Annotated in this window: 13 protein-coding genes and 2 pseudogenes; 5 read left to right on the forward strand and 10 right to left on the reverse strand. The window is 56.5% G+C overall.

Features of this window, described 5'->3' with window-relative positions; translation table 11 throughout:
* Window positions 1-287: 287 nt before the first annotated feature.
* The 9 genes and pseudogenes from EAH74_RS22795 to EAH74_RS22835 form a co-directional block, all read right to left on the reverse strand.
* Window positions 288-707: an organic hydroperoxide resistance protein gene (locus EAH74_RS22795; RefSeq protein ID WP_140681241.1), complete on the reverse strand. Its 420-nt coding sequence runs from the start codon at window positions 705-707 to the stop codon at window positions 288-290.
* Window positions 708-913: 206 nt separating this feature from the next.
* Window positions 914-1,420: a peptide-methionine (S)-S-oxide reductase MsrA gene (msrA, locus tag EAH74_RS22800; protein ID WP_140681242.1), complete on the reverse strand. Its 507-nt coding sequence runs from the start codon at window positions 1,418-1,420 to the stop codon at window positions 914-916.
* Window positions 1,421-1,500: 80 nt separating this feature from the next.
* Window positions 1,501-1,686: pseudogene (locus EAH74_RS22805) on the reverse strand (GFA family protein); the annotation flags it as partial.
* A 46-nt stretch (window positions 1,687-1,732) separates the two neighbouring features.
* Entirely contained in the window at window positions 1,733-2,725 is a 993-nt protein-coding gene (locus EAH74_RS22810) for a LacI family DNA-binding transcriptional regulator (RefSeq protein WP_123368775.1), read from the reverse strand.
* Window positions 2,726-2,800: 75 nt separating this feature from the next.
* Window positions 2,801-4,303 carry a glycoside hydrolase family 32 protein gene (locus EAH74_RS22815; protein ID WP_193560144.1) on the reverse strand — a complete coding sequence of 501 codons (1,503 nt, stop codon included), beginning with the start codon at window positions 4,301-4,303 and terminating at the stop codon, window positions 2,801-2,803.
* A complete protein-coding gene (locus EAH74_RS22820) occupies window positions 4,300-5,445 on the reverse strand; it encodes an ABC transporter ATP-binding protein (RefSeq protein ID WP_140681244.1) in 1,146 nt (381 codons plus the stop codon). The genes EAH74_RS22815 and EAH74_RS22820 overlap by 4 nt, the downstream gene beginning before the upstream one ends.
* 27 nt (window positions 5,446-5,472) lie before the next feature.
* A complete protein-coding gene (locus EAH74_RS22825) occupies window positions 5,473-6,315 on the reverse strand; it encodes a carbohydrate ABC transporter permease (protein WP_008074255.1) in 843 nt (280 codons plus the stop codon).
* Window positions 6,312-7,274: a carbohydrate ABC transporter permease gene (locus tag EAH74_RS22830; RefSeq protein ID WP_140681245.1), complete on the reverse strand. Its 963-nt coding sequence runs from the start codon at window positions 7,272-7,274 to the stop codon at window positions 6,312-6,314. The genes EAH74_RS22825 and EAH74_RS22830 overlap by 4 nt, the downstream gene beginning before the upstream one ends.
* A 21-nt stretch (window positions 7,275-7,295) precedes the next feature.
* Complete coding sequence (locus EAH74_RS22835; protein ID WP_140681247.1) at window positions 7,296-8,570, reverse strand: ABC transporter substrate-binding protein; 1,275 nt, start codon at window positions 8,568-8,570, stop codon at window positions 7,296-7,298.
* Between the two features lie 168 nt (window positions 8,571-8,738).
* Between EAH74_RS22835 and EAH74_RS22840 the strand changes: the two genes are divergently transcribed.
* The 3 genes and pseudogenes from EAH74_RS22840 (at window position 8,739) to EAH74_RS22850 (ending at window position 11,514) form a co-directional block, all read left to right on the forward strand.
* Entirely contained in the window at window positions 8,739-10,304 is a 1,566-nt protein-coding gene (locus EAH74_RS22840; protein WP_140681248.1) for a carbohydrate porin, read from the forward strand.
* A 20-nt stretch (window positions 10,305-10,324) separates the two neighbouring features.
* Window positions 10,325-10,480 (forward strand): annotated as a pseudogene (locus EAH74_RS33415) (helix-turn-helix domain-containing protein); the annotation flags it as partial.
* A 125-nt stretch (window positions 10,481-10,605) separates the two neighbouring features.
* Window positions 10,606-11,514: a carbohydrate kinase family protein gene (locus tag EAH74_RS22850; protein WP_140681249.1), complete on the forward strand. Its 909-nt coding sequence runs from the start codon at window positions 10,606-10,608 to the stop codon at window positions 11,512-11,514.
* A 146-nt stretch (window positions 11,515-11,660) separates the two neighbouring features.
* Here EAH74_RS22850 and EAH74_RS22855 read toward each other — a convergent pair whose 3' ends face one another.
* Window positions 11,661-12,224 (reverse strand): histidine phosphatase family protein, encoded by a 564-nt coding sequence (locus EAH74_RS22855; protein ID WP_140681250.1) that lies wholly within the window; start codon window positions 12,222-12,224, stop codon window positions 11,661-11,663.
* 338 nt (window positions 12,225-12,562) lie between these two features.
* Here EAH74_RS22855 and EAH74_RS22860 point away from each other — a divergent pair, with 338 nt between their 5' ends.
* Together EAH74_RS22860 and EAH74_RS22865 are read left to right on the forward strand one after the other, a co-directional pair.
* Window positions 12,563-13,831: a cystathionine gamma-synthase family protein gene (locus EAH74_RS22860; protein ID WP_140681251.1), complete on the forward strand. Its 1,269-nt coding sequence runs from the start codon at window positions 12,563-12,565 to the stop codon at window positions 13,829-13,831.
* 140 nt (window positions 13,832-13,971) lie between these two features.
* Window positions 13,972-15,411 carry an amino acid permease gene (locus EAH74_RS22865; protein ID WP_140681252.1) on the forward strand — a complete coding sequence of 480 codons (1,440 nt, stop codon included), beginning with the start codon at window positions 13,972-13,974 and terminating at the stop codon, window positions 15,409-15,411.
* Window positions 15,412-15,432 lie beyond the last annotated feature (21 nt).

Raw genomic sequence — 15,432 nt, forward strand, 5'->3', positions numbered from 1 at the left:
TCGGAAGGCCGAGCGCAGGTTCTGCGTAGTGGGCACCGCGGCAAGGATGCCGCGGTAGCCGCCCCCGGCCATGGATGGCCGATGGCGGCGGGCCCCCGGAGCAATGCCTTCGTTACGGCATGCCGAGCCACAGCGAGGCACCGAATGGCGGGGAAAGAGCCCTTGGTTACTTGGGGCTCTTCCAAGTGACTCGCTGTAAAAGCGAAACCGCTAGCCGCCGTGACCGCGGAAACGGATATGTACCCCAACCCTAAGTGAACAGCCTTAGGCCGCACGGGGTGCTTTGGTTAAACCAGATTGATCGTGACGTCGATGTTGCCACGGGTCGCCTTGGAGTACGGGCATCTCTGGTGTGCGCCATCCACCACCGCCCGTGCGACAGCCGGGTCCAGGCCCGGAAGGCTGACATTGAGGCGCGCCTGGAGGAAAAACGCGTCTTCGGTCTTGCCCAGGTCCACTTCAGCATCGACGGCGATGTCGCTCGGCAGGGTCACCTTCAACGCGACAGCCGCCTTGCCCATTGCACCGATGAAACAGGCCGACCAACCCGCAGCCAGCAGCTGTTCGGGATTGGTGCCACTCCCTGGCGAGCCAGGCGCGGAAAGCTTGACGTCCAAACGTCCATCGTCGCTTCGCGCCTCGCCGTTACGGCCTCCGGTCGTGTGGGTCTTGCCGGTGTAAAGCACGGTATCGATTTCATTGATCATGAGGTGGCTCCTGCTGGGGTGTTGGGCTCTTTAGCCTGGGTTCATCGGAGAACGCCAGGTGTGCGACGCCACCCACTTTTTCACCTTCATGTACTGCGTATGTGTCCTGATTCAGTGGTTGTGTAACGCTGTGTAAGATCGCCCGCGAACATACAGAGCGATACAAATCATCTTGCCTCCTGACCCTTCGCAGGTGCGCCTCACCATCACCCTCGTTTAGGCAGTTTCCAGTCTGGCCGAATGAAATGGCAGGTGTAACCGTTGGGGTAGTGTTCGAGGTAGTCCTGATGTTCCGGTTCTGCTTCCCAGAACGGGCCTGCGGGCACGATTTCAGTGACGACCTTGTCGGGCCAGAGGCCGGATGCATCAGCGTCGGCCACCGTGTCCTCGGCCACTTGCTTCTGTTCATCGTTGAGATAGAAGAGTGCCGAGCGGTAGCTCATACCCACATCGTTGCCCTGACGATTCGTCGTCGTCGGGTCGTGGATCTGAAAGAAAAACTCGAGGATCTGGCGATAGCTGATCTGGTCCGGATCGAACACGATCTCGATCGCTTCCGCGTGCGTGCCATGGTTGCGGTAAGTCGCATTGGGTACATCGCCGCCCGAGTATCCTACCCGCGTGGACACTACGCCGGGGTAGCGTCTCAGCAGATCCTGCATGCCCCAGAAGCAGCCACCTGCCAGGATGGCAGTTTCAGTTCGCGTCGTCATAGTACGGTCCCTCCCATCAGTGAATTTGGGATCAGGTATCAATGTACCTCATGTGCTTTCGTTTTTTTGGCCGAAAGTGCTCATTCCGTCTGCGGCCAGCGATCCTCAATCTCATACCACGGCGCTTTCGATGCAACCCACACGTGTTTCTGTTTTTCACTCAGGAACGGCGTATCCAGGGTGCCTATCGCCACGGACATCCAATCTGAAAACTCGCCTTTGGAATCAGACCAGAACAGCGAAGAGCCGCAGTCGCCACAGAACTGGCAAATCGAAAGCAAGCGGGCGTGCAATCACCGAATTAGCTAATTCTTATAGTGATGCCCTGACCACTAATGGACAATCAACTGGCTGAGCTCCCGATACCTCAATGGTCTCGATCAGGTGCCGGGCAGCCTTACGACCGATCTCGTAGTACGGCAGTTGCACTGTCGTCAACGGCGGGATGAACAGCTCAGCGATACCGATCATGTTGTCATAGCCGAGCACGGCGACATCGTCGGGGATTTTCAGGCCTCGGCCCAACAACAGCTGATAGGCACAAAACGCAATGCGGTCGTTGCCACAGATCAGAATGTCGAATTGGGGATGACCATCAATGATGTGCCGGTCGAGGATGGCTGCGGTTTCACCATAGGCATCATGATCGGAAAGGTCGTATTGCAGGAGTGCGTCAGGCGCAAGGCCGAATGCCTGACAGGCACGCAGCAAGCCTTTTTGTCGCAGGTCCCAGGCCAGACTCTGTTTTGGCAGATTGATACACAGAGGGCGCCGATAGCCTTGACTCAACGCGTGATGTACGGCTCGATACTGCCCCGTTTCGTCGTCGGGCACATAACTCACCAGGCGACTGTCATCCGCCAGGCAATTGGCGAGTACCAGGGGTTTGCTCTTCAAGCGCTCCGGAATGCACACCTGGCGAAATCCCATGGCGCTGAAGATCAACCCGTCGGGACGGTGCGACAACATCAGGTCGATGTTCTGGTCGGTGGGCGGGTTGCTCAACAGGTTAAGGATGAATACATTCCAGCCCGCCTGCTGTGCGGTCTGTTCGATGGACAGCAGCAACTCGACCGCGAACGGTGTGGTCGCGGTGTCCAGCGCGAACACACCGATGGTGCGCGACTGGAGGTTATCGCCGCGCATCCTGCGCGCCGACAGGCTCGGTACGAATTGCAGTTCATCAATGGCGCGACGTACCCGCTGAAGGGTTTCGGGGCTCAGTTTTTCCGGGTTGTTGAGCGCTCGAGAAACCGTCATCAGGGACACGCCTGCCAGCTGTGCAACGTCTTTCACTGAAGTCATGCGAGGCGAGGCCGGTCAGGTTGACGCAGAATCATGACACAGGGCCCGCGCTTCTCGCGACTCGAATGACGCTGCTCATAGCCATCCCGAGGCGAGCGGCCATGCTCTGGGAATGGAGACACGCCCGCCACTCCCGCTGGCCAGCAGCTTCACGCCCAGACTGTCGGGCCGCGGATAGAGGCGACTACTGAGGCTGAAGCGTCCGTTTTCGTCGAATACCTCGATGGACGAGCGATCGAGGAACACACGCAGTTCCAGCTGCCCCTGTGTCGGGTCTATCGACACGCTGCGCTGACCGGTGACTTGCGCACCCGAGCGGCTGCGGTCAAGCACCAGGCGCTGCAGCAATGCATCGTAATAAAGCAGGGTTTCTTCATGACCATCATCGCTGCAACGCAGGGCGATTCCGAGGTGGCCGTCGGTGCAGCCGAGCAGATCCAGATGCACATGGATTTCGAGCATATCGCCATTCACTTCCGGCACCTGCCGGGTTCCCGACTCACCCCACCAGAGCGTGCCCGGCAATGGCGCTTTGCGCAGAGCGGTGAGCTCACGTGCCGGATACACGCAAAGGCGATCGGCGCACAGTTCAAGTTCGCGCGGCAAACCGAGCATGCCGCACCAGTGATGGGCCTGGCTCGGCATTGGGCTTTCCCACATGTCGAGCCACGCCCACACCAGGCGTCGACCGTCGGCGGCCAGGAGCGTTTGCGCGGCATAGAAGTCGTGGCCGTTATCCAGCTCGATAAAAGGTCCGCCCGTGAAGTGCCATTCGCTGTCGAGTCGGCCCACTCGATAACCGGTCTGGTATTTGTTGAGCCGTTCGTAACCCTCGGATTGCATGCCCTGGGGGGAGTAGAGCAGCACATCGCGCCCGTTCAGCCGGAACAGATCCGGGCACTCCCACATATAGCCATCGCCTTCGCTGCCGCCAGACACATAGTCGAGGAACTCCCAGGTGTGCAGATCGGTGGAACGGTACAGCGGGAGCAACGGCACATCGCCCAGACGTGCGCCGGCAATCAGGTACCAAGCGTCATCTTCCTGCCATACCTTGGGGTCACGGAAGTGCATGATCGTGTCTTGCGGCGCGGTCTTGATGACGGCGCCATGTTTGACGAACCGGATGCCGTCGACGCTGGTGGCCAGGCACTGGACTTGACGGATGTAGCGTTCGTCACCCACGTCCGCCAACCAGGTATGCCCGGTGTAGATCAGGGCCAGGGTATCTCCACACACCACCGCGCTACCGGAAAAACAACCGTCACGGTCGAAGTCATCGCCGGGCGCCAGCGCAATGGGCAGATGCTGCCAGTGGACCAGATCGGCACTCTTTGCATGCCCCCAATACATCGGGCCCCATTTCGCTTCGAAGGGGTAGTGCTGATAGAAAACGTGGTACTCGCCACGAAAGAACACCACCCCGTTAGGGTCGTTCATCCAGCCCGCAGGAGGGGCAAGATGATAACCGGGCCGATAATCGTCGATGACGCGAGACAGACCATCACTCAGCGCATGCTGCGCAAGGTCAAGGGCGCAAGACATTGGGTCGTTCATAGGATTCAAATACACAGTCATAGGGCGCTTGCTCGTGCCGAGCGCAGAGAGACGCCATCCGGCAGGGTTTCAATGGCTTGTGGGTGGCGCCTCAAGGCCGCGCCGTCGGCGTCGAACAGGTGCAGGTTGTCGATGTCCAGCTGCAGCTGAACCCGATCGCCTGCTTGCCATCCGGCGCTGACTTCGCAACGACAGATCAGTGGCTCGTCTTGACCTGTCTCGAGGTGCACATAGGTTTCGCTGCCCAGGTATTCGACCGCGGTAACGACGACGCCAGCGGCTCCATCCGCCGCCTTGAGCGACACATGCTCCGGGCGAATCCCCAGGCTCAGCTGCGTGCCCATCGCCAGGTTCGAGCTGTCGAAGGGCAGGGGCGTGATACCCCATACGAGGGTATCGACCAGGCTGGTTTCGCCTGGCGTCTGCAGGCGCGCCGGCAGAAAATTCATTCTGGGCGAACCGAGAAAACCGGCGACAAAGCGACTGGCCGGGCGCTCATAGAGTTCGCGCGGTGAGCCGACCTGTTCTACGCGCCCGCCGTTGAGCACGACAATTTTGTCGGCCAGGGTCATCGCTTCAACCTGATCGTGGGTGACGTAGATCATGGTCGAGCCCAGCCGATCATGCAGTCGGGCAATTTCGTTGCGCATCTGCACCCGCAAGGACGCATCCAGGTTGGAAAGCGGCTCATCGAACAACAAAATGTCCGGTTCCCGCGCCATGGCTCTGCCCATGGCCACACGCTGACGCTGCCCACCGGACAGTTCCTTTGGCTTGCGTTGCAGCAGTTTGTCCAATTGCAGGATCTGCGCCGTTTTCAGCACCCGCTCGCGCAAGCTGCTCTTTTCAGTCTTGGCCAGTTTCAGGCCAAAGCTGATGTTGTCGTAGACGCTCATGTGCGGGTACAGCGCATAAGACTGAAACACCATGCCGACGCCACGCTCGCGTGGTTCCAGGTCGTTGACCCGTCGGCCGTCGATCAGCAGGTCGCCGCCGCAGATCGAATCCAGTCCGGCGATCAGTCGCAGCAGGGTCGACTTTCCGCAGCCCGAAGGGCCAACGAACACCACGAATTCACCCGCCGCGATTTCCAGGCTGACGTCGCGAAGAATCCGCATGCCGCCCAATTGCTTGTTCACGTTGTCTAGCTTCAATTTGATCACGATGCTGTTCCTTGTAATTGTCGGGCATCAACCCTTTAACGCGCCGGCAGTGAGACCGGAAACGATGCGGCGCTGGAAGATCAGCACCAGAATCACCAGTGGGACGGTGACCACCACCGAGGCGGCCATCAACAACCCCCAAGGCAACTCATGAGGGCTGCCGCCGGAAATCAAGGCGATGGCGACCGGCACCGTGCGTTGCGTGTCGGTGAGGGTGAAGGTCAGGGCAAACAGGAACTCGTTCCACGCTGCGATAAAGGCCAATAAGCCAGTGGTGACCAGTGCGGGCCAGAGCAGCGGTAATAGCACGCGGGTCAGAGTGACCCAGGGCGACGCGCCATCCATGATTGCCGCTTCTTCCAGTTCATGGGGCAGTTGCCCCATGAACGTGGTCAGCACCCAGACGGTGAAGGGCAGGGTGAAAATCGTGTAGCTCAGGATCAATGCCCAGGACGTGTTGTACAGGCCCAGGGCGCGGATCACTTCGAACAGCCCCGACAGCACCGCGACTTGGGGAAACATCGACACGCCAAGGACCATCATCAAGACCGTGCCACGCCCACGGAACTTCACCCGGCCCAAGGCATAAGCGGCGGTCAGGCTGAGGAACAGCGCCAGCGTCACCACGCACAGTGCAACCACCAGCGAGTTGCCGATCGCCCGCAGGAATGAGGCTTGATTGAGCACCGCCGCGTAATTGGAGAAGTCGGGGTTTTCGATCCAGTAGCTCACTTCGAACAAGGCGCTGGACGGCTTCAGCGAAGTCACGATTGCGTAGTAGAAGGGGAAGACCGCATACAGCAGCAACACCCCGATCAGACACCAGAACCCGAGGCGCAACAGCGCTTTTTTCAATAGGCGCAGGTTCATGACCGGACCTCCAGTTGACGGCGTCCGAGATAGAGATAAAGCATGGCGATTACCGCAACCACTAAAAACAACAACGTCGAGGCCGCACTGCCGTAACCAACGTCCTGGAACTCCACCAGGTGCTGGCGGGCATACACCGACATGCTCATGGTGCTCGATGAGTTCGAGGTCAGCACATAGATCACGTCGAATACCCGCAGGGAGTCGAGGATGCGGAAGATCGCCGCCACCAGCAGTGCGGGCATCAGCAGGGGAAGCGTGACACGCCAGAACACTTTCAGCGGATGAATGCCATCGACCCTGGCCGCTTCGTAGCAATCGCTCGGCAACATCTGCAAGGCCGCCAGCATCAGCAGCGTGACAAAAGGGACGGTCTTCCAGACGTCGACGATGATCACCGCCCACATCGACAGATCCGCATCTGCCGTCCAGGCCAGGGGCGCGTCAATCAGGCCGAGGCTCAGCATCAGGTGATTGATGATGCCGAACTGGTCGTTAAGCATCCATGACCAGATCTTCGCCGAGACAATGGTCGGAATCGCCCACGGAATCAGAATCAACGCACGCACCAGAGAGCGTCCTGTGAACTTGATGTTCAGCAGCAACGCCACCAGCAGTCCCAGTACGACTTCCAGTCCCACCGATACCACGGTGAAATGCAAGGTGTTGCGCACTGCGTTCCACCATTGTGGATCGACCAGAATGCCCGACCAGTTGGTACCGTTGTGGAACAGATAATTGCTCAAGCCAATGAAGGTTCCGCCACCGGTGTCCGCCAGATTGGCGTCGGTCAGGCTGAACCAGAATGTGCGCAGTAGCGGCCAGGCTGCCACCAGGGCCAGACACAGCAACATCGGCGTCAGAAACAGCCAGGCAGCGCGTACTCGGCGTCGTTGTACGGGCGTTTCCCTGGTGAGCAGGAGTTCGTCACAGGGGGCATGGGTAGAAGAGACAGACATGGTGATTTCCTTCCTTGTGGCTTACCAGTTCCGGCGTTTGATGCGCGTGAGTTCACTTTCCAGTTCGGCCAGCGCCTGATCGACAGGCAACTCACCCGCCAGTACGCCATGCACTCGATCGAAGAACGCATTGGAGACCCGTGGATAGCGATCGGCAGTGATAGAGGCGGGGCGCATGACCCCATCGTTGAGAATGCTGTGCAGCTGACTGTAATAAGGCATTGCCGCGAGCAGTTCGGGATCTTGATAGAGCGACTCGATAACCGGGTTATAGGCGCCTATCAGGGCACGATGTTTTTGCTCTTGGGCACGGGTCAGATAGCTCACCAGCTCTGCGGCAAGTTTTGGATGGGCGCTGTAACGCGATACCGCCAGACCCCAGCCACCGAGAGTGGATGCATGGCTGCCGGTCTTGCCGCCGCGGGGCAGGGGGGCGACCCCAACCTTGTCTTTTACGGCACTGTCCTGGCTTTGCACCAGGGCCCAGACGTAAGGCCAGTTACGCATAAACAGCGCATTGCCCGATTGGAATACGCCACGTCCTTCTTCCTCGGTGTAATTGAGTACGCCACGCGGGGAGATGTCTCCTACCCAGCTTTTCGCCAGGGTCAAAGCCGTTCTTGAGGCCTGACTGTTGACCACGATGTCACCTCGTGGATTGACCAGCCCGCCTTCCGGTTGGCTGCTGATCCACTCCAGCGCATTACACGTCAGGCCCTCGTAGGCGCGTCCCTGAAAGATGTAACCCCACGCATTGGGATTCCCGGCAGTGCGCTCGGCCTGTTGAATATTCCTGGCGGTAGTGGTCATTTCCTCCCAAGTCTGGGGAACCTGCTTGTCGTACTTCTCGAGCAAGTCCTTGCGGTAATACAGCAGGCCCGAGTCGGTGAACCACGGCATCGTCACCAGCCGCCCATTCACCGTGGCGTTATCCACCTGTGCCTGGAAGTAGCCTTGGGTCGCGTTGGCTGGAAGCACCTCGCGCAGATCCATCAGGTGTTTGGCGAGCATCCCTGGCCACACCATATCGATTTGAATGATGTCGATGTCGGCGGACTGCGCACTGAGGATCTGTTGGTAGAACGACAACCGCTCGGTCGCCGAGTTAGGCGTGGAAACTACCTCGACGTTGTTGCCGGTCTGTTTTGACCATTCCTCGACAGCCTCCTTGCAGAGTTGTAATTCAGCACCCACCGCACCGCACGAGATCGTCAAATCTGCCGCGCTCGAGACGGATGGAAGTCCGGCACAGAGGGTGATTAGTGCTGCTGGAAGGAGAGATTTCAGCTGTTTCATTGAGCACCCTTTATTTTTGTTTTTAGAAAAGTTAACGTTAACATCGCCAAATGTAGCAGCGTATTTGCGATGAGGCATCCTTTTTTTCGTCGATTACGACAATTCACAACTCACGAAAAATGGCCGGTCGCGGTAACAAAACAATAAAAACAAAATAGGGAAATCCACATGCAGAAAGCATCAGGCTGGCTCCTCGCAGGCGTGCTCGGCACCTCTGCGGCAACCTCTCAGGCCGCCACTCTGGAAGAACGCATGGCCGCGTTTGAAGCTCGCACCAGCGCAGCGGAAAAGCGTGCGGCCGCAGCCGAACAGCAAACCCAGGCGCTCGCCAGGGAATTGCAGCAGATCAAACTCACCACTCCCGCCTTGCAGCCGACAGCAACCACGGCGACAACCGTTGCGGCGCCCACGCTGGACACCCGACTGGCAAAACTCGAAGCCCGTCAGCAAAGCATGGAAAAGCAGGGTAGCAGCGGCCACCTCACTGACGGCTTCAGCTTCAAGGGCTACGCCCGTTCTGGATTGCTGATCAACGATGGGCTTGGCGGTGGTCGTGGCGGCCCATATACAACCCCTGCTGGTTCAGTCGGTGGTGCCGTCGGGCGACTGGGTAACGAAGACGACACCTACATGCGCATAGACCTCTCGAAAGAATCCTATGCGCAGAACGGCACCCATTCAAAATTCACGGTGTCCATCGCCGATGGAGTGGAAAGCTCCAATGACTGGACGGCCGACGAAAGCAACCTGAACGTGCGTCAGGTATTTACAGAGCTCGACCATCTCGCTGCATTCAAGGGTAATTCAGTGTTCGAGAACGCCACTTTGTGGGCAGGCAAGCGATTCGATAGAGACAATTTCGATATCCACTGGCTGGACTCCGACGTGGTCTATCTGGCCGGCACCGGAGGTGGCATCTACGATGTGCAGATGAACAAGAATTGGCGCTCGAATTACTCCTTGATCGGGCGTAATTACGGGGATTTCAGTGAAGGCGGTATCAACGCCGATGTGGAAAGCTACATCCTGACCTCCAACCAGTTCTTCGACAGTGGTCAGTGGCAGTGGATGTTCAACGCCATTGGCTCAAAGAAAAACGACATTGGCACTCGCCGCAATGAAGCAGGGCTGACGCCTGCGGACTCCGGCTTGCACAGCATGATCGCCAATCATCAGAAAAACTTTTTCGGCAGGGAAGGCTTTTTCAAAACAGCGCTGCTCTATGGGCAAGGTCTGGGGGCAGAGGTCAAGAACGTCGGCTCGGATGGTGAACTGATTGACGATGCCCGCGCTCTGCGTCTGGCGCTTTATGGTGAGACACCCATTGCACCCGGCTGGCGTATCGGCCCCAGCTTGTTGGCCGAACAGAGCAAGGACAGATACGTCAAGGGTGACGACTACCGCTGGTTGACCCTGAACGTGCGGTTGGCCAATGCAATCAACAGCAATTTCGAGATGGCCTACGAAATGAGCTGGCAAACCATGGATCTCGACCCCAAGGGCTACCTGCAGCGCAATGCGGTCGACGGTAACTTCTGGAAATTCACGATCGCTCCAACATTCAAGCCTGACGTTGGAGACCTTCTCACACGTCCCGAATTGCGAGTGTTCGCAAGCTTCATGAACTGGTCTTCGGATCTGGACAGATACAGTTCCACAGACAACTTCGGCAAGACGGACTTCAACGCCGGAGGTGTGTGGCAATACGGGATACAAATGGAAACCTGGTTTTAATAGTTGAACGCGTCCGGCCAACCCGCCTTCAGCGCGCCTGCCGGCGGTTGTTGCGAACAGAGATGTCGGTTGCAGATATTGGCTTCGAGGTTGGCTATGAAAACCTCTCTAGCTTCAACAATCACTTTCGCATCGAAATGGAACAGTCACCGAGTATTGTCGCGGAACAGCGATGACGTTATTCAATCGAAACGGTGCTCATCAATCCCTGCCTTTCACCAAAGCGCATTGAGTAAGTGATTACCGGTCGAAGCTGATCAGCCAGCAGTTATCCCTACGACAAAAAATTGAGGAAATGACGATGGTATTGCCTCGCGCAGTAGTATTTGGCGAAGCCCTGACTGACCTTGTCCAGGGTGTCCCTGGACAGTGGAAAGGCTATCCAGGCGGCGCGCCCTGGAACGTGGCACGAGCGCTAAGTCGCTTGGGCGTCAGCAGCGCCTTTGCGGGTTCTATCAGTACGGACTCTTTGGGCGACGAGATCGCCTGGCAATCAGAGGAGGCAGGCCTGGATATGCGATTTATCCAACGGGTAGACCAAGATCCTTTGGTCGCCATTGTTCCATCGAGCCGTCCGCCAAGATACTTTTTTGCTGGAGAGGCCGATCTGTTTTTTGATCCGGATCTGATGCCCAAAGGATGGAGCAACCAAGCAGAGCTGTGTCATTTCAGCTGTATCAGTTTGGCTCGACAGCCACTCGCAGACAGGCTGGTTAAAATAGCTCAGCAGGCCAAAGAAGCCGGTAAACGGATTAGCTATGATCCGAACTGGCGCAATTTAATGGATAGCCATTATCGGGAGCAGACCTTCCCTACGATGACTACTCTTGCTGACATGATTAAGCTTTCCGACGAAGACCTTCGGCACATTTATCCAGGGCTGACCGAGCACCAGGCAATGGATGAACTTCGTGCTCTTAATCCTCAGGCGCAGATCCTTTTTACCCGAGGGGAGCACGGGATGATTCTCCACACCCCGAACAGCCAACTCGAGCAGCTGGCTATTGCCGTGAAAGTGGAAGACACGGTTGGCGCAGGAGACGCTTGTATGGCTGGTTGGTTGGCTGCGGAGTTGCTGGGGATCGCAGACTTGGGAGAGCGCTTGCGATTTTCAGCGGCTTGCGCATCCGTATCTTGCCGCCATGCCGGAGCCCATGCTCCTGCGCTAGCTGATGTGGAAGGTTTACTGGAGCTGCTAACACATACCTGACCATGGCCTTGTCCTGAGCCGTTGGCTTGCTGGTGTACGGCTTTCGTTCTGGTTCAGGTTTGGCTGCATAGGTCGTTAACGCTTCAGGATCGCGCTGTAGCTTTTCTTGAACTTGGGACTCCAGCATCGTACGAAGTGTGTGTGCCTTAACTCTGATTCATTCGATAGGTCGTCGCGCTCCAGTAACGGTTACCGTTGCTTTTTTTGCGAGTCCATCCGGCTGCTTCCAACTGCTTCGCGATCATTCGATTCATGAATCCATGACCGAGCAGAAGCACTGCCCCTTCGCGGGTAAGGGACTGAAGTCGTTGAGCTGCCGTATTAGCTCGTGTTCTGGCCTTACGGGCAGACTCGACCTTCCCTGAGAACCCGCACAACCACAAAACTCGGAGAATAAATGCCCACGTAAACGGTGAAAGGCGCGGCAGTGTCCATCGTCCATAGGGCAGCTGCGCCTCGCAGAAAATCTCATCTATAAGGGTGGGCTGAAGGCCCAGCGCCCGAACAGATGTCAGCGCCCGGGGCGCACTGCTCGACACGATCACTTTGGCGGTAACGGCCAGCTCCACACTAGCCTTAGGGGCGGGCTGGTTGATGATTTCGGATAGGTCGTATTGCTCGATCCAGCGTTTCATATCGAGCGCTGAAACCTTGTCGACCACAACCAGATCCGGCTGGCCATGACGCATTAAGATGATTTCCCTGTCCACTGTAATTACGTCCTTGTTTTGTTCTCTCGCGAATTCGTAGGATGCACTCCTACGGGTATTTGAAGCGCAATGAGCGTGCCTGAATAACACAACATAGGGACGCGAGAGTATCAGCCAGAAGTGACGTGAGCGTCCGCCCATCAAATTTTCTGTGACTAAACGGGCGCCCACCTATGTGGCAGTAACTTGCCAATCTTGGCCCTTTCATATGTATCACCCATTAAAAAAAACACCCCTTAGCCCCAGATAACATGATTTTTCACACGTTCAAGTCTTCCATATAGTCATCACAAGCCCATTCGGAACACATCTGTGTTTCATCGATGCGAGATAGACTTATGGATGAAAAGATAAAACCTCACCAGAGCCAGAATGCTGGTTTGGGGACGCGAGTGGTTTGGGGGGGAGAGCAAGTTCAGCATCCCTACAACGCTACCCAGACTCCCATCGTAGTCAGTGCCGCCTACGGTTACCATGACATCGATGAATGGTATGACGTGGCATTGGGTAAAGAGCCTGGCTTCATTTACAGCCGCATGAGCAACCCGACTGTCTCTGTCCTGGAAGACAAACTCTGTGAGCTTGAAAGCGCAGAGTCGGCTGTCGCTTTCAGTACCGGGATGGCTGCAATCAGTGGTGTGCTGCATACCTTCCTGTCCTATGGTCAGCGTGTGGTTTCTACCCGCGACAGCTACGGTGGTACAAACAAGATCTTTGAAGAGTTTCTCCCACGCATGGGAGTCGAGGTCACGCTTTGCGATACCCTCGACACTGAATCTATCGAGCATGAGATCGCAAAAGGCTGCAATGTCCTTTACCTGGAAACCCCGACGAACCCAACACTGAAAGTTCTGGATATACGACGTCTAGTGACGGCGGCGAAGCGTGTTGGGGCGTTGGTCATAGCAGACAACACGTTCGCAACGCCCTTGAATCAGAATCCCCTTACTCTCGGGGTAGATGTGGTGGTGCACAGTGCTACCAAGTTCCTGTCCGGTCATGGCGATGTGCTTGGCGGTGTGGTCTGCGGCAACGAGCATCTTATGTCTCAAGTTCGCCATTACCGCGAAATTAATGGGGCCTCGCTGGATCCGTTCTCGGCTTATCTCATCATCCGGGGCATCAAGACTCTGGCTTTGCGTCTCCGCCAGCAACAGGTGAGCGCGCAAGCACTGGCCGAGTACCTATGCACCGAGCCGCTGGTTGAGTCTGTGAACTATCCGGGACTGCCTCAACATCGAGGTCATGTCATTGCTCGCTCGCAGATGCGCGGATTTGGCGCAATCGTCAGTTTCGTGCTGGTAGGGGGGATGGACACAGTGACTCGTTTGCTACCGCTGCTTAAGTACGCCCATCGGGCGGGTAACTTAGGAGCGGTTGAAACCATCTACGGGCCGGCACGGACAACCAGCCACGTGGAAAACACCTTGGAGGAACGCGAGGCACTTGGGATTTCTGAGGGCTTGGTCAGAGTCTCTGTAGGTATTGAAGATACGGCTGACTTGTTGGCTGATCTTAAACAAGCATTTGAGTTGGTTCGCAGCAAACAAGATCATTCAAGCCTCCACGCTGGAAACACCGAGCGTTTCACCGAGGTGGGAACCTGAACTCGGGTAAGACTTCCGATTTTATTATCGGATAGTCCTTCATGAATAGTGAAAACAATAACAACTAGCGACAATTTAATTGTGCTGCCGAATAGTCGGTTACGAGAAATTTTGTCCGAACATTTCATGAGAACATAGCTATGACCATCCAAACAAAAAATGATCAGTCCGATCCAGGGTCAAATTTCAAGAAAGAAATGCAAACCCGCCACATTGTTATGTTGGCGTTGGGCGGTGTAATCGGTACGGGATTATTCCTTACCTCCGGCTACACCGTTAATCAGGCAGGGCCGCTCGGCGCAGTGATTGCCTACATCATCGGTGCGGTGATGGTGTATTTGGTAATGGTCTGTCTCGGTGAGTTGGCAGTACAGATGCCAGAAACCGGATCTTTCAGTACTTATGCAACTCGATACTTGGGCCCAGGTACGGGTTATACGGTTGCCTGGCTGTACTGGCTCACTTGGGCAGTAGCTATTGGATCTGAATTTACGGCTGCGGGCATCCTGATGGTTCGGTGGTTCCCTGATACACCGGTCTGGATTTGGAGCGCGTTTTTTGCCATTGCGGTCTTTTTAAGCAACGTTGTATCTGTTCGTCTGTTTGCGGAGACTGAATTCTGGCTTTCGCTCATTAAAGTTCTGACCGTTATCACTTTTATCGTAATTGGTGGTGGGGCTATTTGCGGTCTCTTCCAAGTACAGCATTTGCAGGGCGCTGGACTCTCCAACTTTACCCGTGAAGGGCTTTTCCCTACAGGTTTCTTACCCATTGCGATGACACTTCTAGCTGTCTCCTTCGCATTTTCTGGGACTGAGCTTATCGGGATTGCTGCAGGTGAAGCGCAGGATCCTCAGACAAGCGTTCCCAAGGCGATCCGCACGACGGTAGTACGTTTGGCGCTGTTCTTCGTGGGTACGATTTTTGTCCTTGCGACCTTGCTGCCCCGCGAGCAGGCCGGCGTCATCGAAAGTCCATTCGTGATGGTGTTCGAGCTGATTGGTATCCCGTACTCAGCTGACATCATGAACTTTGTCATTCTTACCGCGCTGGTTTCTGCGGCTAACTCAGGGTTGTATGCGGCTTCGCGCATGCTTTGGACATTGAGTGATCAAGGTCACATGCCTAAACGCTACGCAAGGCTTTCGCGCCGGGGCACACCGGTTAACGCGATCGTTTTGAGTATGGCGGGTGCGATAGCGTCGCTGCTCAGCAGTGTGTTTGCCCCTGATACAGTCTACTTGGCCCTAGTGTCGATTTCGGGTCTCGCGGTCGTGATCGTGTGGATGAGCATCGCTGCGAGCCAAATCGCATTCCGACGCCAATACGTCGCCAATGGCGGGCGAGTTGAGGATCTGCATTTCCGTGTGCGCGGCTACCCTTGGGTTCCTATTGGTGCTCTGTTGTGTTGCTTGCTCGCCTGCGTCGGCATTGCTTTTGATCCTGAACAGCGAGTGGCTCTTTATTTCGGTCTTCCATTTATCGCATGGTGCTACTTCGTTTATTGGATCACTCGCAAGAAGCGAGAAGAGCGGTTGGCATTGGCGGCGGCTGTACATCATTCCGCTGGCGCAGCGTGAATAGCTCAGGCGATGATTGAG

The sequence above is a fragment of the Pseudomonas mandelii genome, from assembly GCF_006438925.1.
Taxonomy (GTDB): Bacteria; Pseudomonadota; Gammaproteobacteria; order Pseudomonadales; family Pseudomonadaceae; genus Aquipseudomonas; species Aquipseudomonas mandelii_C.